The 19947-nt window shown below is 67.4% G+C and carries 19 protein-coding genes and 1 tRNA gene; 17 read left to right on the top strand and 3 right to left on the bottom strand.

Going from position 1 to position 19947, the window contains the following annotated elements; translation table 11 throughout:
• Together B0E52_RS08700 and asnS are read right to left on the bottom strand one after the other, a co-directional pair.
• Entirely contained in the window at positions 1-873 is an 873-nt protein-coding gene (locus B0E52_RS08700) for a MalM family protein (RefSeq protein ID WP_077483441.1), read from the bottom strand.
• Positions 874-883: 10 nt separating this feature from the next.
• Complete coding sequence (gene asnS, locus B0E52_RS08695; protein ID WP_077483440.1) at positions 884-2299, bottom strand: asparagine--tRNA ligase; 1416 nt, start codon at positions 2297-2299, stop codon at positions 884-886.
• Between the two features lie 162 nt (positions 2300-2461).
• On the opposite strand from asnS, the gene B0E52_RS08690 reads away from it, so the two are divergent.
• From B0E52_RS08690 to radA, 7 genes are all read left to right on the top strand, one after another.
• On the top strand, positions 2462-2788 hold the full coding sequence (locus tag B0E52_RS08690) for an iron-sulfur cluster assembly accessory protein (RefSeq protein WP_077483439.1): 327 nt from the start codon (positions 2462-2464) through the stop codon (positions 2786-2788).
• A 223-nt stretch (positions 2789-3011) separates the two neighbouring features.
• Complete coding sequence (gene rpsF, locus B0E52_RS08685) at positions 3012-3428, top strand: 30S ribosomal protein S6 (protein WP_077483438.1); 417 nt, start codon at positions 3012-3014, stop codon at positions 3426-3428.
• A gap of 14 nt (positions 3429-3442) precedes the next feature.
• Positions 3443-3673 carry a 30S ribosomal protein S18 gene (gene rpsR, locus B0E52_RS08680; RefSeq protein ID WP_077483437.1) on the top strand — a complete coding sequence of 77 codons (231 nt, stop codon included), beginning with the start codon at positions 3443-3445 and terminating at the stop codon, positions 3671-3673.
• Positions 3674-3776: 103 nt separating this feature from the next.
• Positions 3777-4229 (top strand): 50S ribosomal protein L9, encoded by a 453-nt coding sequence (gene rplI, locus B0E52_RS08675; protein WP_077483436.1) that lies wholly within the window; start codon positions 3777-3779, stop codon positions 4227-4229.
• Between the two features lie 276 nt (positions 4230-4505).
• The gene (locus tag B0E52_RS08670; protein ID WP_077483435.1) at positions 4506-5900 is read left to right on the top strand and encodes a replicative DNA helicase; all 1395 of its coding nucleotides are present in this window, start codon (positions 4506-4508) and stop codon (positions 5898-5900) included.
• Positions 5901-5913: 13 nt separating this feature from the next.
• A complete protein-coding gene (gene alr / locus B0E52_RS08665) occupies positions 5914-7002 on the top strand; it encodes an alanine racemase (RefSeq protein WP_077483434.1) in 1089 nt (362 codons plus the stop codon).
• Positions 7003-7144: 142 nt separating this feature from the next.
• Positions 7145-8521 (top strand): DNA repair protein RadA, encoded by a 1377-nt coding sequence (gene radA / locus B0E52_RS08660; protein ID WP_077483433.1) that lies wholly within the window; start codon positions 7145-7147, stop codon positions 8519-8521.
• 220 nt (positions 8522-8741) lie between these two features.
• Here radA and rpsT read toward each other — a convergent pair whose 3' ends face one another.
• Positions 8742-9005, bottom strand: coding sequence for a 30S ribosomal protein S20 (gene rpsT / locus B0E52_RS08655; RefSeq protein WP_077483432.1), 264 nt, complete (start codon positions 9003-9005; stop codon positions 8742-8744).
• 213 nt (positions 9006-9218) lie between these two features.
• On the opposite strand from rpsT, the gene murJ reads away from it, so the two are divergent.
• From murJ to B0E52_RS08605, 10 genes are all read left to right on the top strand, one after another.
• Complete coding sequence (gene murJ / locus B0E52_RS08650; protein ID WP_174575550.1) at positions 9219-10811, top strand: murein biosynthesis integral membrane protein MurJ; 1593 nt, start codon at positions 9219-9221, stop codon at positions 10809-10811.
• Between the two features lie 34 nt (positions 10812-10845).
• The gene (locus B0E52_RS08645) at positions 10846-11799 is read left to right on the top strand and encodes a bifunctional riboflavin kinase/FAD synthetase (RefSeq protein WP_077483430.1); all 954 of its coding nucleotides are present in this window, start codon (positions 10846-10848) and stop codon (positions 11797-11799) included.
• Between the two features lie 177 nt (positions 11800-11976).
• On the top strand, positions 11977-14853 hold the full coding sequence (ileS, locus tag B0E52_RS08640; RefSeq protein ID WP_077483429.1) for an isoleucine--tRNA ligase: 2877 nt from the start codon (positions 11977-11979) through the stop codon (positions 14851-14853).
• Positions 14854-15015: 162 nt separating this feature from the next.
• The gene (lspA, locus tag B0E52_RS08635; RefSeq protein WP_077483428.1) at positions 15016-15516 is read left to right on the top strand and encodes a signal peptidase II; all 501 of its coding nucleotides are present in this window, start codon (positions 15016-15018) and stop codon (positions 15514-15516) included.
• A gap of 118 nt (positions 15517-15634) precedes the next feature.
• Positions 15635-16594 (top strand): 4-hydroxy-3-methylbut-2-enyl diphosphate reductase, encoded by a 960-nt coding sequence (ispH, locus tag B0E52_RS08630; RefSeq protein ID WP_077483427.1) that lies wholly within the window; start codon positions 15635-15637, stop codon positions 16592-16594.
• 50 nt (positions 16595-16644) lie between these two features.
• Positions 16645-16720, top strand: a tRNA-Thr gene (locus tag B0E52_RS08625).
• Between the two features lie 256 nt (positions 16721-16976).
• Positions 16977-17600: a GspH/FimT family pseudopilin gene (locus B0E52_RS08620; protein WP_077483426.1), complete on the top strand. Its 624-nt coding sequence runs from the start codon at positions 16977-16979 to the stop codon at positions 17598-17600.
• The gene (gene pilV / locus B0E52_RS08615) at positions 17597-18097 is read left to right on the top strand and encodes a type IV pilus modification protein PilV (protein ID WP_254426749.1); all 501 of its coding nucleotides are present in this window, start codon (positions 17597-17599) and stop codon (positions 18095-18097) included. The genes B0E52_RS08620 and pilV overlap by 4 nt, the downstream gene beginning before the upstream one ends.
• A 59-nt stretch (positions 18098-18156) precedes the next feature.
• Entirely contained in the window at positions 18157-19134 is a 978-nt protein-coding gene (locus tag B0E52_RS08610; RefSeq protein ID WP_254426748.1) for a prepilin-type N-terminal cleavage/methylation domain-containing protein, read from the top strand.
• Position 19135: 1 nt separating this feature from the next.
• Positions 19136-19867: a PilX N-terminal domain-containing pilus assembly protein gene (locus B0E52_RS08605; RefSeq protein WP_254426747.1), complete on the top strand. Its 732-nt coding sequence runs from the start codon at positions 19136-19138 to the stop codon at positions 19865-19867.
• Positions 19868-19947: the final 80 nt, after the last annotated feature.

The following is a 19947-nucleotide window of genomic DNA, read 5'->3' as shown; positions in this document are numbered from 1 at the left end:
TCAGCTGCCCTTGGCCTTGGTGGTGCTGCCGCCGGCGCTGGTGCCGGTACTGCTCGTGCCGGTGCTGCTGGTGTTGCTGTTCCATGGCAGCGGCAGGGCGGTGCGCAAGGTGTTCAGCACGCCGTCGCCTTCCTGCGGCTTCTTGCAGATCGCGTTGTCCACGGCCTTGGCGTAGGTGTTGTTCATCATGCCCACCCAGATCGTGCCATCCGGCCCGTGCGGCACGCTGAAGCTGCCGCTGGAGTTCATGTCCAGCGTGGCCTTGCTGTTGAACGCCGCGGGGGACTGCTCCCAGTAGGTCTTGCCGCTCTGTTGCGCCGCCGAGCTGTAGACCAGCAGGTAGCGCGCCAGCGGATTGTCGACGGTGTAGCTGCCGAACGCGCCGGAAGCCGCGTCGCTCCAGCCCATGTGTTCGCACAGCGAGATGTCGGCGCTGGTACCGATCGGCTGGAAGCCGCTGTCCAGCATCACCACGGTGGGCGCGAACAGGTAACTGGACTTCAGCCAGCGGCCGTTCAATTCGGACTTGAACGCCACGCGGTAGGGCAGCTTGGCGCCTTCGGGCAGGCGGAACGCGAGGAAGTAGCTGTGCGTGCCGGCGAGGTTGGCCACGCTGCTGCCGCTGCCCAGGGTGAACGGCTGCGGCTGCCACGGCAGCAGGTTCTGGTAGGAGAAGTCGGCGAAGCTGGTGCAGCACGGCGTGGCATCGAGCAGGTGCTGCTGCGCCTGCTTGAGCGGATCGTCAGTGTTCTCCGGCGCGCGCAGGTTCGGCGGCACCAGGGTTGTCGGCACCAGGTCCTTCACGGTGTGGCAGCCGGCCAGCAGCAGGGCGGCGGCAAAAGCGAGGGCCAGGGCGGGGGACCGATGCTTCATGGGGCAGTACTCAGAATTCGGCCGTCCCCGCCGCGCGCGGATAGGGGATGGCATCGCGGATGTTGGACAGGCCGCAGACGTAGACCAGCAGGCGCTCGAAACCGAGGCCGAAGCCGGCGTGGGGCACGGTGCCGTAACGGCGAAGGTCACGGTACCAGCCATAGGTGGCGGAATCGAGTCCGAATTTGGCCATCCGGGCGTCCAAATGATCCAGCCGTTCCTCGCGCTGCGCGCCGCCTATGATTTCGCCGATGCCAGGAGCCAGCACGTCCATCGCTGCCACGGTCTTTTCGTCGTCGTTGAGGCGCATGTAGAACGCCTTGATCGCCTCGGGGTAGTTCATTACGACAACCGGACGGCCGATATGTTTCTCGGCGAGGTAGCGCTCGTGCTCGGTCTGCAGGTCGATGCCCCAGGCCACCGGGTACTCGAACTTCTGCCCGGACTTCTGCAGGATTTCCACCGCCTCGGTGTAGTCGATGCGCTCGAACGGCTGGACGATGAAGGTTTCCAGCCGGTTGATCGCATCGGGCTGCACGCGCTCGGCGAAGAACGCCATGTCGTCCGGGCGCTCCTCCAGCACCGCCTTGAAGATCGCCTTGAGGAAGGCCTCGGCGCAGTCGGCATTGGCGGCGAGGTCGGCGAACGCGATCTCCGGCTCCACCATCCAGAACTCGGCGAGGTGGCGCGGCGTGTTGGAGTTCTCCGCGCGGAAGGTGGGGCCGAAGGTGTAGACCTTGCTCATCGCCAGGCAATACGCCTCGACGTTGAGCTGGCCGGACACGGTGAGGAAGGCTTCGCGGCCGAAGAAATCCTTGCGAAAGTCGATCTTGCCCTTCTCGTCGCGCGGCAGGTTCGCCAGGTCCAGCGTGGACAGCCGGAACATGTCGCCGGCGCCTTCGGCGTCGGAGGTCGTGATGATCGGCGTGTTGATCCAGAAGAAGCCCTGTTCGGTGAGGTGGCGGTGGATCGCCGTCATCATCGTGTGGCGCACGCGGGTCACCGCGCCGAACAGGTTGGTGCGCGGGCGCAGGTGCGCCACTTCGCGCAGGAACTCCATCGAATGCTGCTTGGGCTGGATCGGGTAGGTTTCCGGGTCGTCCACGAAGCCGGTAACCTCGACTGCATCGGCCTGGATTTCGAAGGCCTGGCCCTTGCCCTGCGAGGGCACCAGCGTGCCCGAGACGATCACGCCGGCGCCGGCGGTGAGGTGCTTCACCTCGGTCTCGTAGTTGCCCAGCGTGGCCGGTACCACCGCCTGGATCGGGTCGAAGCAGGAGCCGTCGCTGACGGCCACGAAGGAGAGCCCCGCCTTGGAGTCGCGGCGGGTGCGCACCCAGCCCCGCACGGTCACCGGGCTGCCTGCGGCGAGTTTGCCGGAAAGTGCCTGCTTCACACTGCATGCCGTGGGGCGGACCGCCGTCATGGATTGAAACTCCCGTGGGTGCGCCGCATCTCGGGCGCATGGATCGCTGGAACGCGCGTCCCGTGGAGCGCGTGGACAAACCGGCATGATAATGTAGGCCTTGCCCGCGTCGCGACCTTTCCGGCGTGCGCGATTCCCGCTTTTGCACGAAACCCGCCTGCCATGACCATCACGATCACTCCCGCCGCCAGCGAACGCATGCGCCAGTTTCTCGCGCAGACACCGGGTGCTGCCGGCGTGCGCTTCGGCGTGAAGCGCACCGGTTGCTCCGGCTTCGGCTACGTGGTGGATCTGGCCCAGTCGGTGGGCGAAGGCGACCGGCTGGTCAGCGTCGACGGCGTGCCGCTGGTGGTGGACGACAAGAGCCTGCCGCTGGTGGACGGCACCGTGATCGACTTCCAGCGCCAGGGCCTCAACGCCAGCTTCGTGTTCCACAACCCCAACGCCACCGGCGAGTGCGGTTGCGGCGAGAGTTTCACGGTGGGCTGAGCTGAGAGCGTCGGCACTTGTGCGCTCATCCGTGAGCGCAGGGGTCAAACGGGCGGCCATCCATGGCCACACTTTCAATTCAATCACTTGCGCGACATTCCGTGCTTCGCGTACAATTCCGCTTCTGTCCGCCCCGCAGGGGGTGTGACGGACACTTGCCTCACCGCATACGGCGGGAGGCTGCGAGGCCATTTCGGCCGCATCCACAAGGAGTCGAACCACGATGTCCCTGCGACATTACGAAGTCGTGTTTCTGGTCCACCCTGACCAGAGCGAACAGGTCCCGGCGATGATCGAGCGCTACAAGGCGCTGATCGAGACCGACGGCGGCAAGATCCACCGTCTGGAAGATTGGGGCCGCCGCCAGCTGGCCTACCCGATCGTCAACCTGGCCAAGGCGCACTACGTGCTGCTGAACATCGAAGTCGGCCAGAACGCGTTGAACGAGCTGGAGTCGGGCTTCCGCTTCAACGACGCCGTGCTGCGCCACCTCGTCATCAAGCGCGACGCCGCCGACACCGAGCCGTCCTTCATCCTCAAGAGCAAGGAAAAGGATGACGCCCGCTCGTCGCGCCGCCGCGACGACGACAGCGATGGCGACGGCGACAGCCGTGGCAACGACCGCGACAGCGACGACTGAGAGGAGCACAGCCCATGTCCAAGTTTTTCCGCCGCCGCAAATTCTGTCGTTTCACCGCGGAGAAGGTGAAGGAGATCGACTACAAGGATCTCAACACCCTGCGCCAGTACGTCACCGAGAACGGCAAGATCGTGCCCAGCCGCATCACCGGCACCAAGGCGCGCTACCAGCGCCAGCTGGCGACCGCGATCAAGCGCGCGCGCTTCCTCTCGCTGCTGCCGTACACCGACAACCACGACGTTTGATCGTGCCTTCGCTCCCTCGCCCGCAAGGGTGGGGGAGCGGAACCCTTCGGACACCCGTCCACGGCTGCGCCTGCCATTTCGGCGCTAACGAAAAGGAATACCCATGGAACTCATCCTTCTGCAGAAAGTCCGCAACCTCGGCGACCTCGGCGACAAGGTCAGCGTGAAGCCGGGTTACGGCCGCAACTTCCTCATCCCGCAGGGCAAGGCGGTGCGCGTGAATGCCGCCAACCTGGCCGCGTTCGAGCAGCGCCGCGCCGAGTACGAGGCCCGCGCCAAGAACATGCTGAGCGAGGCCTCGGCCCGCCAGGCGAAGCTGGCCGACGTGTCGGTGACGATCGAGGCGCACGCCAGCCCCGAAGGCAAGCTGTACGGCTCGGTGGGTCCGCGCGACATCGCCGAGGCGCTGCAGGCGATCGGCCACGACATCCACAAGGGCGAAGTGATCCTGGGCGAAGGCCCGCTGCGCAACACCGGCGAGTTCGAGGTGGCCATCCACCTGCACGCCGACGTGCAGACCAGCGTCAAGGTGATCGTGGTCGGCGAGAAGAAGTAATCCCGCCACCGCAAGCGTGATGGACGGGCGCCTTCGGGCGCCCGTTTGTTTTGGGCGTGGGCCGGGCCGGCGCGCCCTCCCCCGAGTGAAGCCCGGGGGAAGAGGTTGGGGTGGGTGGCCATCGGGCCGCTGTCTTATCCCCAACTTTCCCCAGCTTTTCCACAGGATTCCATCTCGACCCCTGAGACGTCGCCGCGCATCATGTGGGTCTTGTCCGTCGCCGTGCGTCGGCGCCTGCCGCGGCCGCGGCCGGTACGTCTTCTTCGAGGTAGCCCGATGTCCTTCGTACCCGAACGCAAGCCTTCGTCGCCGGCCATCGAGGCGCTGCGCGTGCCGCCGCATTCGATCGATGCGGAGCAGGCGGTGCTGGGCGGCCTGATGCTGGCGCCCGACGCGCTGGACAAGGTGGCCGACCGCCTCGGCGAGGAGGATTTCTACCGCCGCGACCACCGCCTGATCTGGCGCGCGATCAACGAACTGGCGAACAAGGGCATGCCCTGCGACGCGGTGACGCTGGGCGACTGGTTCGAGGCGAACGGGCTGGGCGAGATGATCGGTGGCGCCAGCTACCTGATCGAGCTGGCCAACGGCACGCCCAGCGCGGCGAACATCGCCGCCTACGCCGAGATCGTGCGCGAGAAATCCGTGCTGCGCCAGCTGATCGACGCCGGCACCGGGATCACCGAGGACGGCTACCGCCCCGAAGGCAAGAGCGTGCAGGAGGTGCTGGAGAACGCCGAGCAGGCGGTGTTCAAGATCGCCGAGTCCGGCGCGCGCGGCAAGAAGGATTCCGTCTCCATGCGCGAGGCGGTGAAGGACGCGTTCCGCCTGCTCACCGAGCGCTACGAGAACCGCGGCCAGCTCACCGGCATCACCAGCGGCTTCAGCGACCTCGACAACCTCACTTCGGGCCTGCAGCCCTCCGACCTCATCATCGTGGCCGCACGTCCCTCGATGGGCAAGACCGCGTTCGCGCTGAACATCGCCGAAAGCGCCGCGCTGCGCGCGAAGAAGGCGGTGGTGGTGTTCTCGATGGAAATGTCCGCCTCGCAGCTGGCGTTCCGCCTGATCTCCTCGGTGGGCCGCATCCACCAGCAGCACCTGCGCAACGGCGACCTCGCCGAGGAGGACTGGCCGCGCGTCTCCAACGCGATCGCGATCCTGTCCGAGGCGAAGATCTTCATCGACGACACGCCCGGCCTGTCGCCGGTGGAGCTGCGCTCGCGCGCACGCCGCCTGCACCGCGAGCACGGCGGGCTGGGGCTGATCGTGATCGACTACCTGCAGCTGATGCAGGTGCCCGGCAACAAGGAGAACCGTGCCACCGAGATTTCAGAAATCTCGCGTTCACTGAAGGGGCTCGCCAAGGAACTCAACGTGCCCGTGATCGCCCTGTCGCAGTTGAACCGTTCGCTGGAACAGCGCGCCGACAAGCGCCCGATGATGTCCGACCTGCGCGAATCGGGCGCCATCGAGCAGGACGCCGACGTGATCATGTTCATCTACCGCGACGAGTACTACAACAAGGAATCGGCGGACAAGGGCCTCGCCGAGATCATCATCGGCAAGCAGCGCAACGGCCCCACCGATACGGTCAAGCTCACCTTCCTCGGCCACTACACCAAGTTCGAGAACTACGCCGCCGACTCCTTCGTGGGCAGCTTCGAGTGATCGCGCACCACGCATGAGCCGCACCACCGTCGCCACCATCCATCTCGGCGCGCTGCGCCACAACCTCGCGCGCATCCGGCAGCTCGCCGCGCCGGCGAAGGTGATGGCGGTGGTCAAGGCCGATGCCTACGGCCACGGCTTGGAGCGCGTGGCGCGCGCGCTGGATGCCGAGGCGGAATGCTTTGCGGTGGCCGCGCTGGGCGATGGCCTGCGCCTGCGCGCGGCGGGGCATCGCCAGCGCATCGTGGTGCTGTCCGGCCCCGACCAGCCGGGTGACATTGCCGAGATGCAGCGGCTGGGCCTGGAGGCCGCGATCCACCACGAGGCGCAACTGGCCTGGCTGGCCGAAGCCAGCATGCGGCGCGGGCGCCTGCGCGTGTGGCTGAAGGTCGACAGCGGCATGCACCGGCTCGGCTTTGCACCCGAGCGCGTGGCCGCGGTGCACGCGCAACTGGCCGCGTTGCCGGGCATCGACCCGGAGATCGGCCTGCTCACGCATTTTGCCGAATCCGAAGTGTTCGACGGTGCCGTCACCCGCGCGCAGATCGCCCGTTTCGAGACCGTTACGCGCGGCATCAAAGGCCCGCGCTCGCTGGCGAATTCCGCCGCCGTACTGGGCTGGCCCGCCGCGCACGGCGACTGGGTGCGCACCGGCGGCCTGCTGTACGGCCTGTCGGTGGTGGCAGGGCAGAGTGGCGCCGATCTCGGGTTCCGCCCCGCGATGACACTGAGCACGCGGCTGATCGCGATCAACCGGATCGGCAAGGGCGAGCGCATCGGCTACAACGGCACCTGGACCTGCCCCGAGGACATGCCGGTGGGCGTGGCCGCGGTGGGCTACGGCGACGGCTACCCGCGCAGCGCCGCCAGCGGCACGCCGGTACAGGTCGGCGAAGTGCGCGTACCGCTGGTCGGCCGCGTCTCGATGGACCTGATCACGCTGGACTTGCGCGCGGCGCCGCAGGCACGGGTGGGCGATCGCGTCACCCTGTGGGGCGACGGCCTGCCGGTGGAAACCGTGGCCGCCCATGCCGGCACGATTTCCTATGACCTCACCTGCGGCATGACCCGCCGCGTGTTGTTCGTCGAGGACGAAGGCTGACGTTTCGCGCAGGCAACGCCGTCTCGTCGCCTGCGATGGGCGGCGGTTACCCTTGGCGAAGTCACCTTTGCGCTCGTCCATGAGCGCGAAGGTCAAGAGGCAGCTATCTGTAGTCGCACTTTCCACAGGAGCGGGACTCCCCATGCCAAAGGCCAAGACCGCCTACGTCTGCACCGACTGCGGTGCCGAGCATCCCAAGTGGCAGGGCTCGTGCGCGGAGTGCGGGGCGTGGAACACCTTGAGCGAAATCGTGTTGCAGCCGGCGGTGAAGTCGGCGGGCGCCGCACGTGGCGGCTACGCGGGCAAGGCCGCGGGCGCCAGCCAGGTGATGCCGCTGACCGAAGTCGCGCTGACCGTCGAGGCGCGCACGCTCACCGGCATCGGCGAGCTGGATCGCGTGCTGGGTGGTGGACTGGTCGAGGGCTCGGTGGTGCTGGTGGGCGGCGACCCCGGCATCGGCAAGTCCACCCTGCTGCTGCAGATGCTGGGCACGCTGGGTGTGCAACTGCCCAGTGTCTACGTCACCGGCGAGGAATCGCTGGCCCAGGTGGCTTCGCGCGCGCAGCGCCTGGGCCTGCCGCTGGCGCCGCTGCAGGCGCTGGCCGAGACCTGCATCGAGCGCATCCTCGAACAGGCGGCGCAGGTGCGACCACGCGTGCTGGTGATCGATTCGATCCAGACGATCTGGACGGAATTGCTCACTGCGGCGCCGGGCTCGGTGTCTCAGGTGCGCGAATCGGCGGCGCGACTCACGCGCTTCGCCAAGGAAACCGGCACGTCGGTGTTCCTGGTCGGCCACGTGACCAAGGAAGGCGGCATCGCGGGCCCCCGCGTGCTGGAGCACATGGTCGACGCGGTGCTGTATTTCGAGGGCGAATCCGGCTCGCGTTTCCGCGTGCTGCGCGCGTTCAAGAACCGCTTCGGCGCGGTCAACGAGCTGGGCGTGTTCGCGATGGGCGACAAGGGTCTGCGCGAGGTTCCGAACCCGTCCGCGATCTTCCTCTCCGCGCATGCCGGCCCCACGCCGGGCAGCGCGGTGATGGTGACGCGCGAAGGCACGCGGCCGCTCTTGGTCGAGGTGCAGGCGCTGGTGGATCAATCCTCGCTGGGCAATCCGCGTCGCGTGGCGCTGGGCCTGGAACAGAACCGCCTCGCCATGCTGCTGGCCGTGTTGCACCGGCACGGCGGCGTGGCCGCCTACGACCAGGACGTGTTCATCAACGTGGTGGGCGGCATCCGCGTGCAGGAGACCGCGGCAGACCTGCCGGCTTTGCTGGCGGTGCTGTCCTCGCTGCGCGACCGCCCGCTGCCTGAGAAGACCGTGGCCTTCGGCGAGGTGGGCCTGTCCGGCGAGATCCGCCCGGTGCCGAACGGAGAGGAGCGCCTGAAGGAGGCCGCGCACCACGGTTTCCGCCGCGCCATCGTGCCGAAGGCGAACGCGCCGAAATCCGGTCGCGTGGGTGAGCTGGAAGTGGTGGGCGTGGAGCGACTGGGGCAGGCGATCGACGCTTGCCGGTGATGTTTTCGCACGCGGGGGCGCGGCGACGCGTAGGTCGGGATTCATCCCGACGCGGGCGGATGTCGCGTGGTTGTCGGGCACAGGCAGTGGCACGCAAAAAGTCGCCGGGAGCGATTTTTGACATCGCGTCAGCGATGGCCCGAAGGGCGGCCTCTAGGGATGGTGGCCGCAAAAAAGCCGGCCAAGGCCGGCTTTTTCGTGACGCGCGCTGCGAGCCGGCTTACGCCAGTTCGCGGATCTTCGCGTTCAGGCGGCTCTTGTGGCGGGCGGCCTTGTTCTTGTGGATCAGGCCACGCGAAGCGTAGCGATCCATCACCGGCTGGGCGGCGGCGAAGGCCTCGACGGCGGCAGCCTTGTCCTTGGCCTCGATGGCCTTGACGACCTTCTTCAGCGCGGTGCGCACCATGGAACGGGCGCTGATGTTGCGCAGGCGGCGCTGCTCGGACTGGCGCGCACGCTTCTTCGCGGACTTGATGTTGGCCAAGGTTAGAACTCCCGAATCGCGGGTTGCAGGTTGAAGAAAGAGGCGAATTATGCGGTCGATTCGCCCATGCGTCAAGCATTTAGATGGCTGCCGGCGAGGCATTGCCCGCATTCGGCCACGATCCGGCGGTGATCTTGCCCGCGCCGGCTGGCAGACTGTGCGCTCGTCGCCCGCGCCAGATCCAGGATACGCAACCGGATGAAGTCCCCCAGCATGTTTCGCGGGCTGCTCTCGTTCAGCAGCATGACGATGGTGTCGCGCGTGCTCGGCCTGATCCGGGACATGTCGCTGAACGTGGTGTTCGGCGCCAATGCGGTCACCGACGCGTTCTGGGTGGCGTTCCGCATCCCCAACTTCATGCGCCGGCTGTTCGCCGAGGGCTCGTTCTCCACTGCCTTCGTGCCGGTGTTCACCGAAGTGAAGGAGAAGGGCAGCCACGAGGATCTGAAGGAGCTGATGGCGCGCGTCTCCGGCACGCTGGGCGCGGTGCTGCTGATCATCACCGCGCTGGGTCTGATCTTCGCGCCCCAGCTGGCCACGGTGTTCGAGCCGGGCGCGCTGGACCAGCCGCACAAGTTCGACCTCACCATCAGCCTGCTGCGGCTGACCTTCCCGTTCCTGCTGTGCGTGTCGCTGACCGCGCTGGCCGCGGGCGCGCTGAACAGCTTCCATCGCTTCGCGCTGCCGGCGCTGGCGCCGGTGATCCTCAACCTCTGCATGATCGCGGGTGCGCTGTGGCTGTCGAAGCGCCTGGCCGTGCCGATCATGGCGATGGGCTGGGCGGTGCTGGTGGCCGGCGTGCTGCAGGTGCTGTTCCTGTTGCCGGCGCTGCGCAAGCTGGATCTGCTGGTGTGGCCGCGCTGGGGCTGGAAGCACCCCGAGGTGCGGCGCATCCTCAAGCTGATGGTGCCGACCCTGTTCGGCTCCTCGGTGGCGCAGATCAACCTGCTGCTGGACACGGTGATCGCCTCGCTGCTGGTCACCGGTTCGCAGAGCTGGCTGTCGCTGTCCACGCGCTTCCTCGAACTGCCGCTGGGCGTGTTCGGCGTGGCGCTGGGCACGGTGGTGCTGCCCTCGCTGTCGCGCCATCACGTGAGCACGGATCGCGCGGGTTTCTCGCGGGCGCTGGACTGGGGCCTGCGGCTCACCCTGCTGATCTCGGTGCCGGCGATGTGCGCGCTGCTCATCCTCGCCGAGCCGATCGTGGCCACGCTGTTCCAGCACGGCCGCTTCAACGCGTTCGACACGCGCATGTCCACGCTGTCGATCCTGGCGCTGTGCTGCGGCCTGCCGGCCTACGCGCTGGTCAAGGTGCTGTTGCCTGCGTTCTACGCACGGCAGGACACCCGGACCCCGGTACGCGCCGGCGTGGCGGCCCTGGTGGTGAACATGCTGTGCAACTTCCTGTTCATCGCGCTGCTGTTCGAGCTGTGGGCGCCGGCCGCGGTGCGGCAGCAGAGCTGGCTGGCCGGCATCGCGCAGGTGCCGGGCCTGCACTTGGCGCTGGGCATCGCCAGCGCACTCTCCAGCTATCTCAACTTCGTGCTGCTGTGGCACTGGCTCAAGCGTGCCGGCGTGTACGAACGCCAGCCAGGCTGGCTGCGCCACTGGCTGCGGCTGGCGCTGGCCTGCGCGGCGATGGTGGTGGTGCTGCTGGCCGGACGCTGGCTGTGGCCGGACTGGAGCGACGCGCATACCTTCACCCGGGTCTGGCGCCTTGCCGTGCTAGTGGCAGCGGGCGGCGCGACCTACGCGGCGACGCTGTTCGCCGCGGGCCTGCGATTGCGCGACCTGCGGGCTGGGTGATCGCGCACGAACGCCGGCCCGATATACTTCCGCGATGACGAAACTTTCCCGCGATATCGCAGGCCGATGCCTGGCGCCCAACGGCAGCGTGGTGGCCATCGGTGCGTTCGATGGCCTGCATCGGGGGCACCAGGCCTTGTTCGCGCAAGTGCAGCGCCGTGCGCGGTCCTTGGGTTGCGCACCGGCGGTGGTCACGTTCGAGCCGCTGCCACGGACCTATTTCTCATCCGAGCCGCTGCCCCGCCTTTCCAGCGTGCGTGAGAAACTGCTTGGCTTTGCGGCGGCGGGTTTCGAGCAGGTGCACATGTTGCGCTTCAACGCCGAGTTGGCGGCGATGTCCGCCCATGACTTCGTGCGGCGTGTCTTGGTCGAGCGCCTGGCTGCCAGGGAAGTATGGGTAGGCGCGGACTTCCGCTTCGGCCACAAGCGTGGCGGCGACCTGGCCTTGTTGCGCGAGTTGGGCGAGAAGGCCGGTTTCGCTGGCTGCGTGATGCCGGCCATCCTTCTGGATGGCGCACGCGTCTCCGCCAGCCGCGTGCGCCAGTTGCTGGGGGCTGGCGAGTTCGCCGGCGCCGCCACGCTGCTCGGCCGTCCGTTCGTGATCGAGGGCAAGGTGCAATACGGCAACCAGCTCGGCCGCACGCTGGGCTTCCCCACCGCGAACATCCACCTGCGCGAGCGGGTCAGCCCGGTGCAGGGCATCTTCGCGGTGCGCGTGGGGCTGGGCGAGGGCGAATGCAGTTGGCCGGGCGTGGCCAGCCTGGGCGTGCGGCCCACGGTGAACCAGGTCAGCCAGCCGCTGCTGGAGGCACACCTGTTCGATTTCGAGGGCGATCTCTACGGCCGGCGCATGGCGGTGGAGTTCGTCGCGAAGCTGCGCGACGAGCGGAAATTCGACGATCTGGATGCACTGAAGGCGCAGATGGATCATGATGCGCGTTCGGCCCGGGAGATCCTGGGCATGAATCCTGCACTGGCCCGCGCATGACGTACCGCGAAAAGCCCAAGCTGATTTCCTGCCGCGAGCGCGTTCCCGCGCCTGCGGCCATCGTCATTATTATTTAAGGCATCCGCTCGCAGCGCGTGCGCCTGCCGCCGCGCGCGGTCGGCGGTCACATGACGCTTCGGGCCGGGCGGCTTCGGGGCGAAACCACCGAGGCACCCGATGAGCACGGATTACAAGAGCACCATCAACCTGCCGCAGACGGACTTCCCGATGCGCGGCGACCTGCCCAAGCGCGAGCCGGGCTGGCTTGCCGAGTGGGAGCGGATCGGGCGCTATGCGCGGATCCAGGCGAAGACCGCCGGCCGCGACAAGGCCTTCGTGCTGCACGACGGCCCGCCGTATGCGAACGGTGCGATCCACATCGGCCACGCGGTCAACAAGATCCTCAAGGACATGGTGGTGCGCTCCAAGCTGCTCGCCGGCCACCGCGCGCCCTACGTGCCGGGCTGGGACTGCCATGGCCTGCCGATCGAGATCGCGGTGGAGAAGCAGCACGGCAAGCCGGGCGAGAAGCTGGACGCGCGCGCGTTCCGCCAGAAGTGCCGCGAATACGCCGCCGAGCAGATCGACACCCAGCGCGCCGGCTTCAAGCGCCTCGGCGTGCTGGGCGACTGGGAAAATCCGTACCGCACGATGGACTTCAAGTACGAGGCGGACATGGTGCGCGCGTTGTCGCGCATCGTCGCCAACGGCCACGTGGTGCGTGGCGCCAAGCCGGTGTACTGGTGCTTCGACTGCGGCTCGGCGCTGGCCGAGGCGGAGATCGAATACGGCGACAAGGTGTCGCCGGCGGTGGACGTGGCCTACGACGCGGTGGATGCCAAGGCGCTGGCGGCGAAGTTTGGCGTGGATTCTGGCGACGCCATCGTCGCCGTGCCGATCTGGACCACCACGCCGTGGACGCTGCCGGAAAGCCAGGCCGTGTCGCTGGGTGCCGAGTTGGAATACGCGCTGGTCGAAGGGCCGGCGCGCGATGGCAAGCGCGTGCTGCTGGTGATCGCCGCCGCGCTGGTGGAGAAGGCGCTGGCCCGCTATGGCGCGGAATCGCCCAAGGCGCTCGGTCACGCCGCCGGCGCCGCGCTCAATGGCACCCAACTGCACCATCCGTTCTACGACCGCATCGTGCCGGTGATCCTCGGCGAGCACGTCAGCGCCGAGGACGGTACCGGCGCGGTGCATACCTCGCCCGACCATGGCGTGGAGGACTTCGTGGTCGGCCGCGAGAACGGCATCGGCCTGCTCAACTACATCGGCGCGCGCGGCACCTACCGCGACGACACGCCCAAGGTGGCTGAGCCTGGTGCCGGCTCGCTCGACCTGGCCGGGATGCACGTGTGGAAGGCCAACGACGCCATCGTCGAGTTGCTGCGCGGGCGCGGCGTGCTGCTGGCACACGCGAAGATCGAGCACAGCTACCCGAACTGCTGGCGCCACAAGACGCCGGTGATCTTCCGCGCCACGCCGCAGTGGTTCATCGGCATGGAGCAAGCCGGCCTGCGCGCCACGGCGCTGAAGTCGATCAAGGACGTGCGCTGGGTGCCGGGCTGGGGCGAGGAGCGCATCGCCGGCATGGTGGCCGGCCGGCCGGACTGGTGCATCAGCCGCCAGCGCACGTGGGGCGTGCCGATCGCGCTGTTCGTGCACAAGGCCACGCAGGAGCCGCATCCCGATTCCGTGGCGCTGATGGAGCAGGTGGCCAGGCGCATGGAGCAGGGCGGCATCGACGCCTGGTACGACCTCGATCCGGCCGAGTTGCTGGGTGACCAGGCGAAGGATTACGACAAGGTCACCGACGTGCTCGACGTGTGGTTCGACTCCGGCGTCACCCACTACGGCGTGATCGGCCAGCGTCCCGAGCTGCAACAGGGCAGCGCGTCGCAGTACAAGGTGATGTACCTCGAAGGTTCCGACCAGCACCGCGGCTGGTTCCAGTCCTCGCTGCTCACCTCGGCGGCGATCCACGGCCGCGCGCCCTACGACGACGTGCTCACCCACGGCTTCACCGTGGACGCCTCGGGCCGCAAGATGTCCAAGTCGCTGGGCAACGTGGTGGCGCCGCAGAAGGTGATGGATACCTTGGGCGCCGACGTACTGCGCCTGTGGGTGGCCTCGGCCGACTACCGCAACGAGATGAGCGTCTCCGACGAGATCCTCAAGCGCGTGTCGGACGGCTACCGCCGCCTGCGCAACACCGCGCGCTTCCTGCTCGGCAACCTCGACGGCTTCGACCCCGCGCAGCACCTGGTGAAAGTGGAAGACAGCCTGCCGCTCGACCAGTGGGCGGTGCAGCAGGCGTTCGACGTGCAACAGGCGGTGGTCGCTGCCTACGAACGCTACGACTTCCCCGAGGTGGTGGCGCGCGTGCAGAACTTCTGCACCAACGAGATGGGTGCGCTGTACTTGGACATCACCAAGGACCGCCTCTACACCATGCCGACCGACAGCCACGGCCGGCGCAGCGCGCAGAGCGCGATGTACCGCATCGCCGAGGCGCTGGTGCGCTGGCTGGCGCCGATCCTCGCCTTCACTGCCGAGGAAATCTGGCAGGCGCTGCCGGGCCCGCGCGGCGAGAGCGTGCTGCTGGAGACCTGGTACGACGGCCTGGCCGCCACCCAGGCCTCGCTGGAACAGCGCCGCTGGTGGAGCGACCTGCTGGCGATCCGCGACACCGCCGCGCGCGTGCTCGAAAGCATGCGCAAGGACGGGCAGATCGGAGCCGCGCTGGAGGCGAAGCTGGCGGTCCACGCTGACGAGGCCACGGTGGCGCGCTACGCGCCAGCGATGGATGAGCTGCGCTTCTTCTTCATCACCTCCGACGTGCGCCTGGACAAGGCTGGCGGCCAGCCGGATGACGCCGTGCTCACCGAGCTGGAAGGCGCCGACGTATGGGTCTCGGCCACGGTCAGCGAGGCCGCCAAGTGCGTGCGCTGCTGGCACCGCCGCGACGACGTGGGCCATCACGCCGAGCACCCGGAGCTGTGCGGCCGCTGCGTGAGCAACGTGGAAGGGCCGGGCGAGGATCGCCGCTGGTTCTGATCCGCCTTCCACCGTGGTACGGCGCTTGCCGTACACCCTCCCCTGCGTGCAGGGGAGGGTTGGGGTAGGGTGGCTTTTGACCTGCTCTCCCATCGCCGGAATCACCCCCTCCCAGCCTCCCCCTGCACGCAGGAGGAGGAGTGAATCGGAAGCTTCATGCCCATGACCACCAAACCCAACGCGCTTCCCTGGCTGCTGCTTTCCGCCCTCGTCATCGCCCTCGACCAGCTCAGCAAGTGGTGGGCACTGGCCGCATTGCAGCCCGCTGGCATCCCGCATCCGGTGATTCCCGGCTTCCTCAACTGGACGTTGGCCTTCAACCCCGGTGCCGCCTTCAGCTTCCTGGCCCTGGGCGGCGGCTGGCAGCGCTGGTTCTTCGTGGTGCTGGCGCTCGTCATCAGCGCGGTGCTGGTGGCGTGGCTCGCGCGCACCGGGCGGCGCGACTGGCGCACGGCGCTGCCGCTTTCGATGATCATCGGCGGCGCGATCGGCAACCTGATCGATCGCCTGCATGCCGCGGCGGTGACCGATTTCGTTGACGTGCAGTTCGGCGCTTGGCATTTCGCGACCTTCAACGTGGCTGATTGCGGCGTTAGCGTGGGGGCGGTGATGCTGGTGGCATTCGGCCTGTTCGGCGGCAAGGGGCAGGACGGCGTGCGATAATCGGTATCCGCTCCCTCCCCTGCGCGCAGGGGAGGGTTGGGGAGGGGTAAAGCCGTTGGCCTCACCCCCTCCATCTCCCCCTGCAAGCAGGGGGAGGGATAACGCCACGGCTTTCACTATGGACATCCTGCTCGCCAATCCCCGCGGTTTCTGCGCAGGCGTCGATCGCGCCATCGCCATCGTCGAGCGCGCGCTGGAGTCGTATGGCGCGCCGATCTACGTGCGCCACGAGGTAGTGCACAACCGCTACGTGGTGGACAAGCTGCGCCACGACGGCGCGGTGTTCGTCGAGGAACTGCACGAGGTGCCCGACGGCGCCACGGTGATCTTCAGCGCCCACGGCGTTTCCAAGGCGGTGCGCGAGGAAGCCGAGCGGCGCGACCTCAAGGTGTTCGACGCCACTTGTCCGCTGGTCACCAAGGTGCACATGGAAGTGGCGCGGCTGGGCCGCATCGGCCGCAGCGTGGTGCTGATCGGCCACGCCGGCCACCCCGAGGTGGAAGGCACCATGGGCCAGTGGAACCCCGCCAACAGCGGTGAGATCCTGTTGGTGGAATCGGTGGAGGATGTGGCGGTACTGACGCCGAAGTTCCCGCATGAACTGTCCTACGTCACCCAGACCACGCTGTCGGTGGACGACACCAAGGCCATCATCACGGCGTTGCGCGCGCAGTTCCCCGACGTCGAGGGACCACGCAAGGACGACATCTGCTACGCCACCCAGAACCGCCAGGACGCCGTGCGCCGGCTCGCCGACGCGGTGGACCTGATGCTGGTGGTCGGCTCGGTCAACAGCTCCAACTCCAACCGCCTGCGCGAGCTGGCCGAGAAGCAGGGCGTGCGCGCGCACCTGATCGACGGCGCCGAGCACATCGAGCGATCCTGGCTGGATGGCGTGAGCCGCATTGGCCTCACCGCGGGCGCCTCCGCACCCGAGAAGCTGGTGCGCGACGTGATCGCCCGCCTGCAATCCTGGGGCGCCGGCGCGGTGCGCGAGCTGGACGGCGAGCCGGAGACCATCACCTTCGCCCTGCCCAAGGAACTGCGCGTCGTCGAGAGCGGCCCGGCGGCAGGCTGATCCGGCTTGCGCCCCATCCGGCCGCCCCGTAAACTTCGCGGCTCGCCATCGCCGGAATAGCTCAGTTGGTAGAGCGGCGCATTCGTAATGCGTAGGTCGCAGGTTCGACTCCTGTTTCCGGCACCAGGTCACGACAAAAGGCCCGCAGCGATGCGGGCCTTTTGTCGTCTGAGCGCCACGTGGTCGCTCGCGTGCCGGGGCATGTGAGTCGCGTTTCGTGTCATCCACAACGTGTTTAGCGGAGTCCGCGACGTGGCGGCGAACAGGTTTGGCGACGCCAGCCTGCCGCTTGTCGGCAAATTCTTGCCGTTCATCCTCGCAAATACTTGACGAAATAACTTGCGTCGCTACCCTGCGAATTCACGGGCTCAGGGGAACGCTCATGCCAGTCCAGCCGCAGCCAGCGGACGTCTTGCCAGGCGCGCCACGCCGCTGGCGTCCCATCGGCGGGCAGGCGCCGACGCGGCGCCGCCAACGCGGCTTCACCCTGGTCGAGCTGATGGTCACCGTGGCCGTGGCCGCGGTGTTGCTGATGATCGCGGTGCCGAGCTTCCGGAATATCACGCTTTCCAACCGGCTCAACACCGCCGCCAACGACCTGGTCAACGCGATCAGCGTCGCCCGCATGGAGGCGGTCAAGCGCAACGCCAGCACCCAGTTCTGCAGCAACTCGGCCGCCGCCAACACCAGCGACACGCTTGGCGGAGCGTGCGGCACCGAAAGCGGCGCGGTCTGGGCCATGAGCGGCGGTACCTCCAGTCGGGTGCTCGTCAGCCCGATCAGTCTTGTTTTGCCCGTCCAGGTCAGCGGTGACCTGACCGCACTGCGTTTCACCACGCAAGGGCAGGCGCGCAATGCCCTCGCCGCGGCCACTGCGCCTTACAGCGGCGTGGTGGCAGACATCTGCATCAGCCAGCTGAGTCGCGACAACCACCGCCTGATCACCATGACGGCGGGCTCGATCCTCGCCACCACGACCACCAGCGGAGACTGCCCCTCGTCATGAACCGCATGATCTTTCCTCTGCGGCATCCATGGTGCCTGCGTTCCCGGCAAGCTGGCGTCGGACTGATCGAGGTTTTGATCGCCGTGCTGGTGCTGTCGGTCGGTTTCCTCGGCATCGCCGCGTTGCAGGCGCGCTCGTTGTCGATGAACAACAGTTCGATGGCGCGCAGCGTGGCCGTCATCGGAACCTACTCGATCCTCGATGCCATGCGCGCGGACTTGGCGTCGGCCCAGAACGGCGCCTACAACAACAAGAAGGTCACGGGCAATGCCTGCCCCACGGATACCAGCACGCTGGCCGGCGTCCAGCTTGCCCAATGGTGCGGCCAGCTGGCAGCCAGCCTCGGCTCGGCTGCCAGCACCACCGGGACGGTCGCCTGCACGGGTACCGCAGGCGATTGCACCATCACCGTGACCTACGACGACAGCAAGTCCGGTGCGGCAGGCACCGGCAGCACGACCGGCACGCAAACCGTCACCACCAGGGCCATGCTATGAACCGCGGTCGCCGCACGCATGCCTTGCGCGTCAGCTCGTGCGCGCAGCACAACAGGAGCGTGGCCGGCTTCACCCTGATCGAGCTGATGGTGGCCATGCTGCTGGGCCTGATCGTCATTGGCGGCGTCAGCAGCGTGTTCCTCGCCAACCAGCAGGTCTACCGCACCAATGCCGCGCTGAGCGACGTGCAGGACAACACGCGCATGGCGTTCGAGATGCTGGCGCAGGATATCCGCAACGCCGGGCTCACCGGTTGTGACAGCAGCGGCAGCGGGAACATCACCAGCGTCCTCAAGAACAGCCCGGGTGGTGGCGGCACCGTCTGGTGGGCCAACTGGAACAACGCGCTGATCGGTTACGGTGCCGGCACCGCCGCCGATCCGGCACCGCCGGCAGCCACGCCGGCCGTGGCCGGCAACGACTCGTTGCAGCTCATCGGTGCCAACAACGCCGGTCTGAGCATATCTAGCCACAGCACGGCCACGACGACGTTCACGCTCAACGAAACCAGTCCCGATCTGGCAATCGGCGATGCGATGATCGTGTGCGACCCCCAGTTCTCGGCCATCTTCCAGTCCACCAGCTACAACAGCGCCGCCAAGACACTCGGCTACAGCACGCTTACCACCACGCCTGGCAACTACTCCAACATCCTTGCGAGTACCGGCGTTCCCTATGCTTTCGGGGCCAACGCGTCGATCGCCAGATTGAGCGCGGTGGACTGGTACATCGGTGCCACGCCGCCTCCCGTGGTCGGAGGCTTCTCGCTGTATCGCGTGCAGCTGGTCAACAACGCTGGAGTGCTCGGAACGACCACGGATGAAATGGTGCGCAATGTCACTGCCATGCGCATCCAATATCTCCAGTCAGGCAATGCCGCTTTCGGACCGGCGAGCTCGATCACCAACTGGGGGGCGGTAAGCGCCGTGCAGGTCCAGCTGACGCTGCAAAGCACCGACCAGCGCGCCGGTGTCGACGCCAAGCCGATCACGCGCGTCTTTACCGCCTCCACCACCGCACGCAATCGGGTGAATTGAGATGAGTCACGCTCTTACGCTCGCGCTTTCTCTGCCGGAACCAGCTCGAACTTGCATCGGTATCGCTGCGGACACGACGTCCGTCGCTTACCCGACGGTGGTGCGCCCAGCCGGTGCATGCAACAAGCACGGTCAGCCACCGGCGTATGCCGGCCAGCGCGGCGTGGCCTTGGTGACTGCGCTGATCCTGCTGGTGGTAATCACGCTGGTGGGGCTGGCGGCGGTGCGCGGCACCGTCATGCAGCAGAAGATGGCGGCCAACTTCAGCGATCGACAGATCGCCTTCCAGGTAGGTGAGGCAGGGCTGCGGCAGGCGCATATCGTGGTGCAGGCCTTGCAGCCATCGTTGCCACCGTCCCGCCCGACCTTGCCAGCGACCATCCGGGACTGCTCGCCGAAGGCGGCAACCGTCATCAAGTGCATGGCCAATCCGCTGAGTGACGGCACGCTGCCGGCAGCGAACATCCAGTCCGTGGCCAAGGCGTCGTTTGATGCCGGCAACCTGGCTGCCGCACAGCCGCAGTACGTCATCGAGTACATGGGAAATTTCAGCGGCCCCGCCCCCTCGGTGATCGACCTCGGAGGCAAGGGACGCACCTACGCATGCACCGACAGTCCGACGAGCCCAAGCAAGAATCCATGCGCGGATTTCTATCGGATCACCGTCCGCAGTGGTCCGGCTGCCGGGGGCGACCGGGCGACCGTCGTGCTTCAGTCCGTCTTCAGGCGATGAGGCCGTGGCCCGCTTGCCTGACATTGTCCGACACATGAGGCGGGTTGCGGCGCTTTCCCCGGGCATTGTGCCGAGGTGGA

The organism is Rhodanobacter sp. C06 (genome assembly GCF_002001105.1).
Taxonomy (GTDB): domain Bacteria; phylum Pseudomonadota; class Gammaproteobacteria; order Xanthomonadales; family Rhodanobacteraceae; genus Rhodanobacter_A.
Note: the sequence above shows the minus strand (reverse complement) of the source record. Positions and strands in the feature narration are given on the sequence as shown.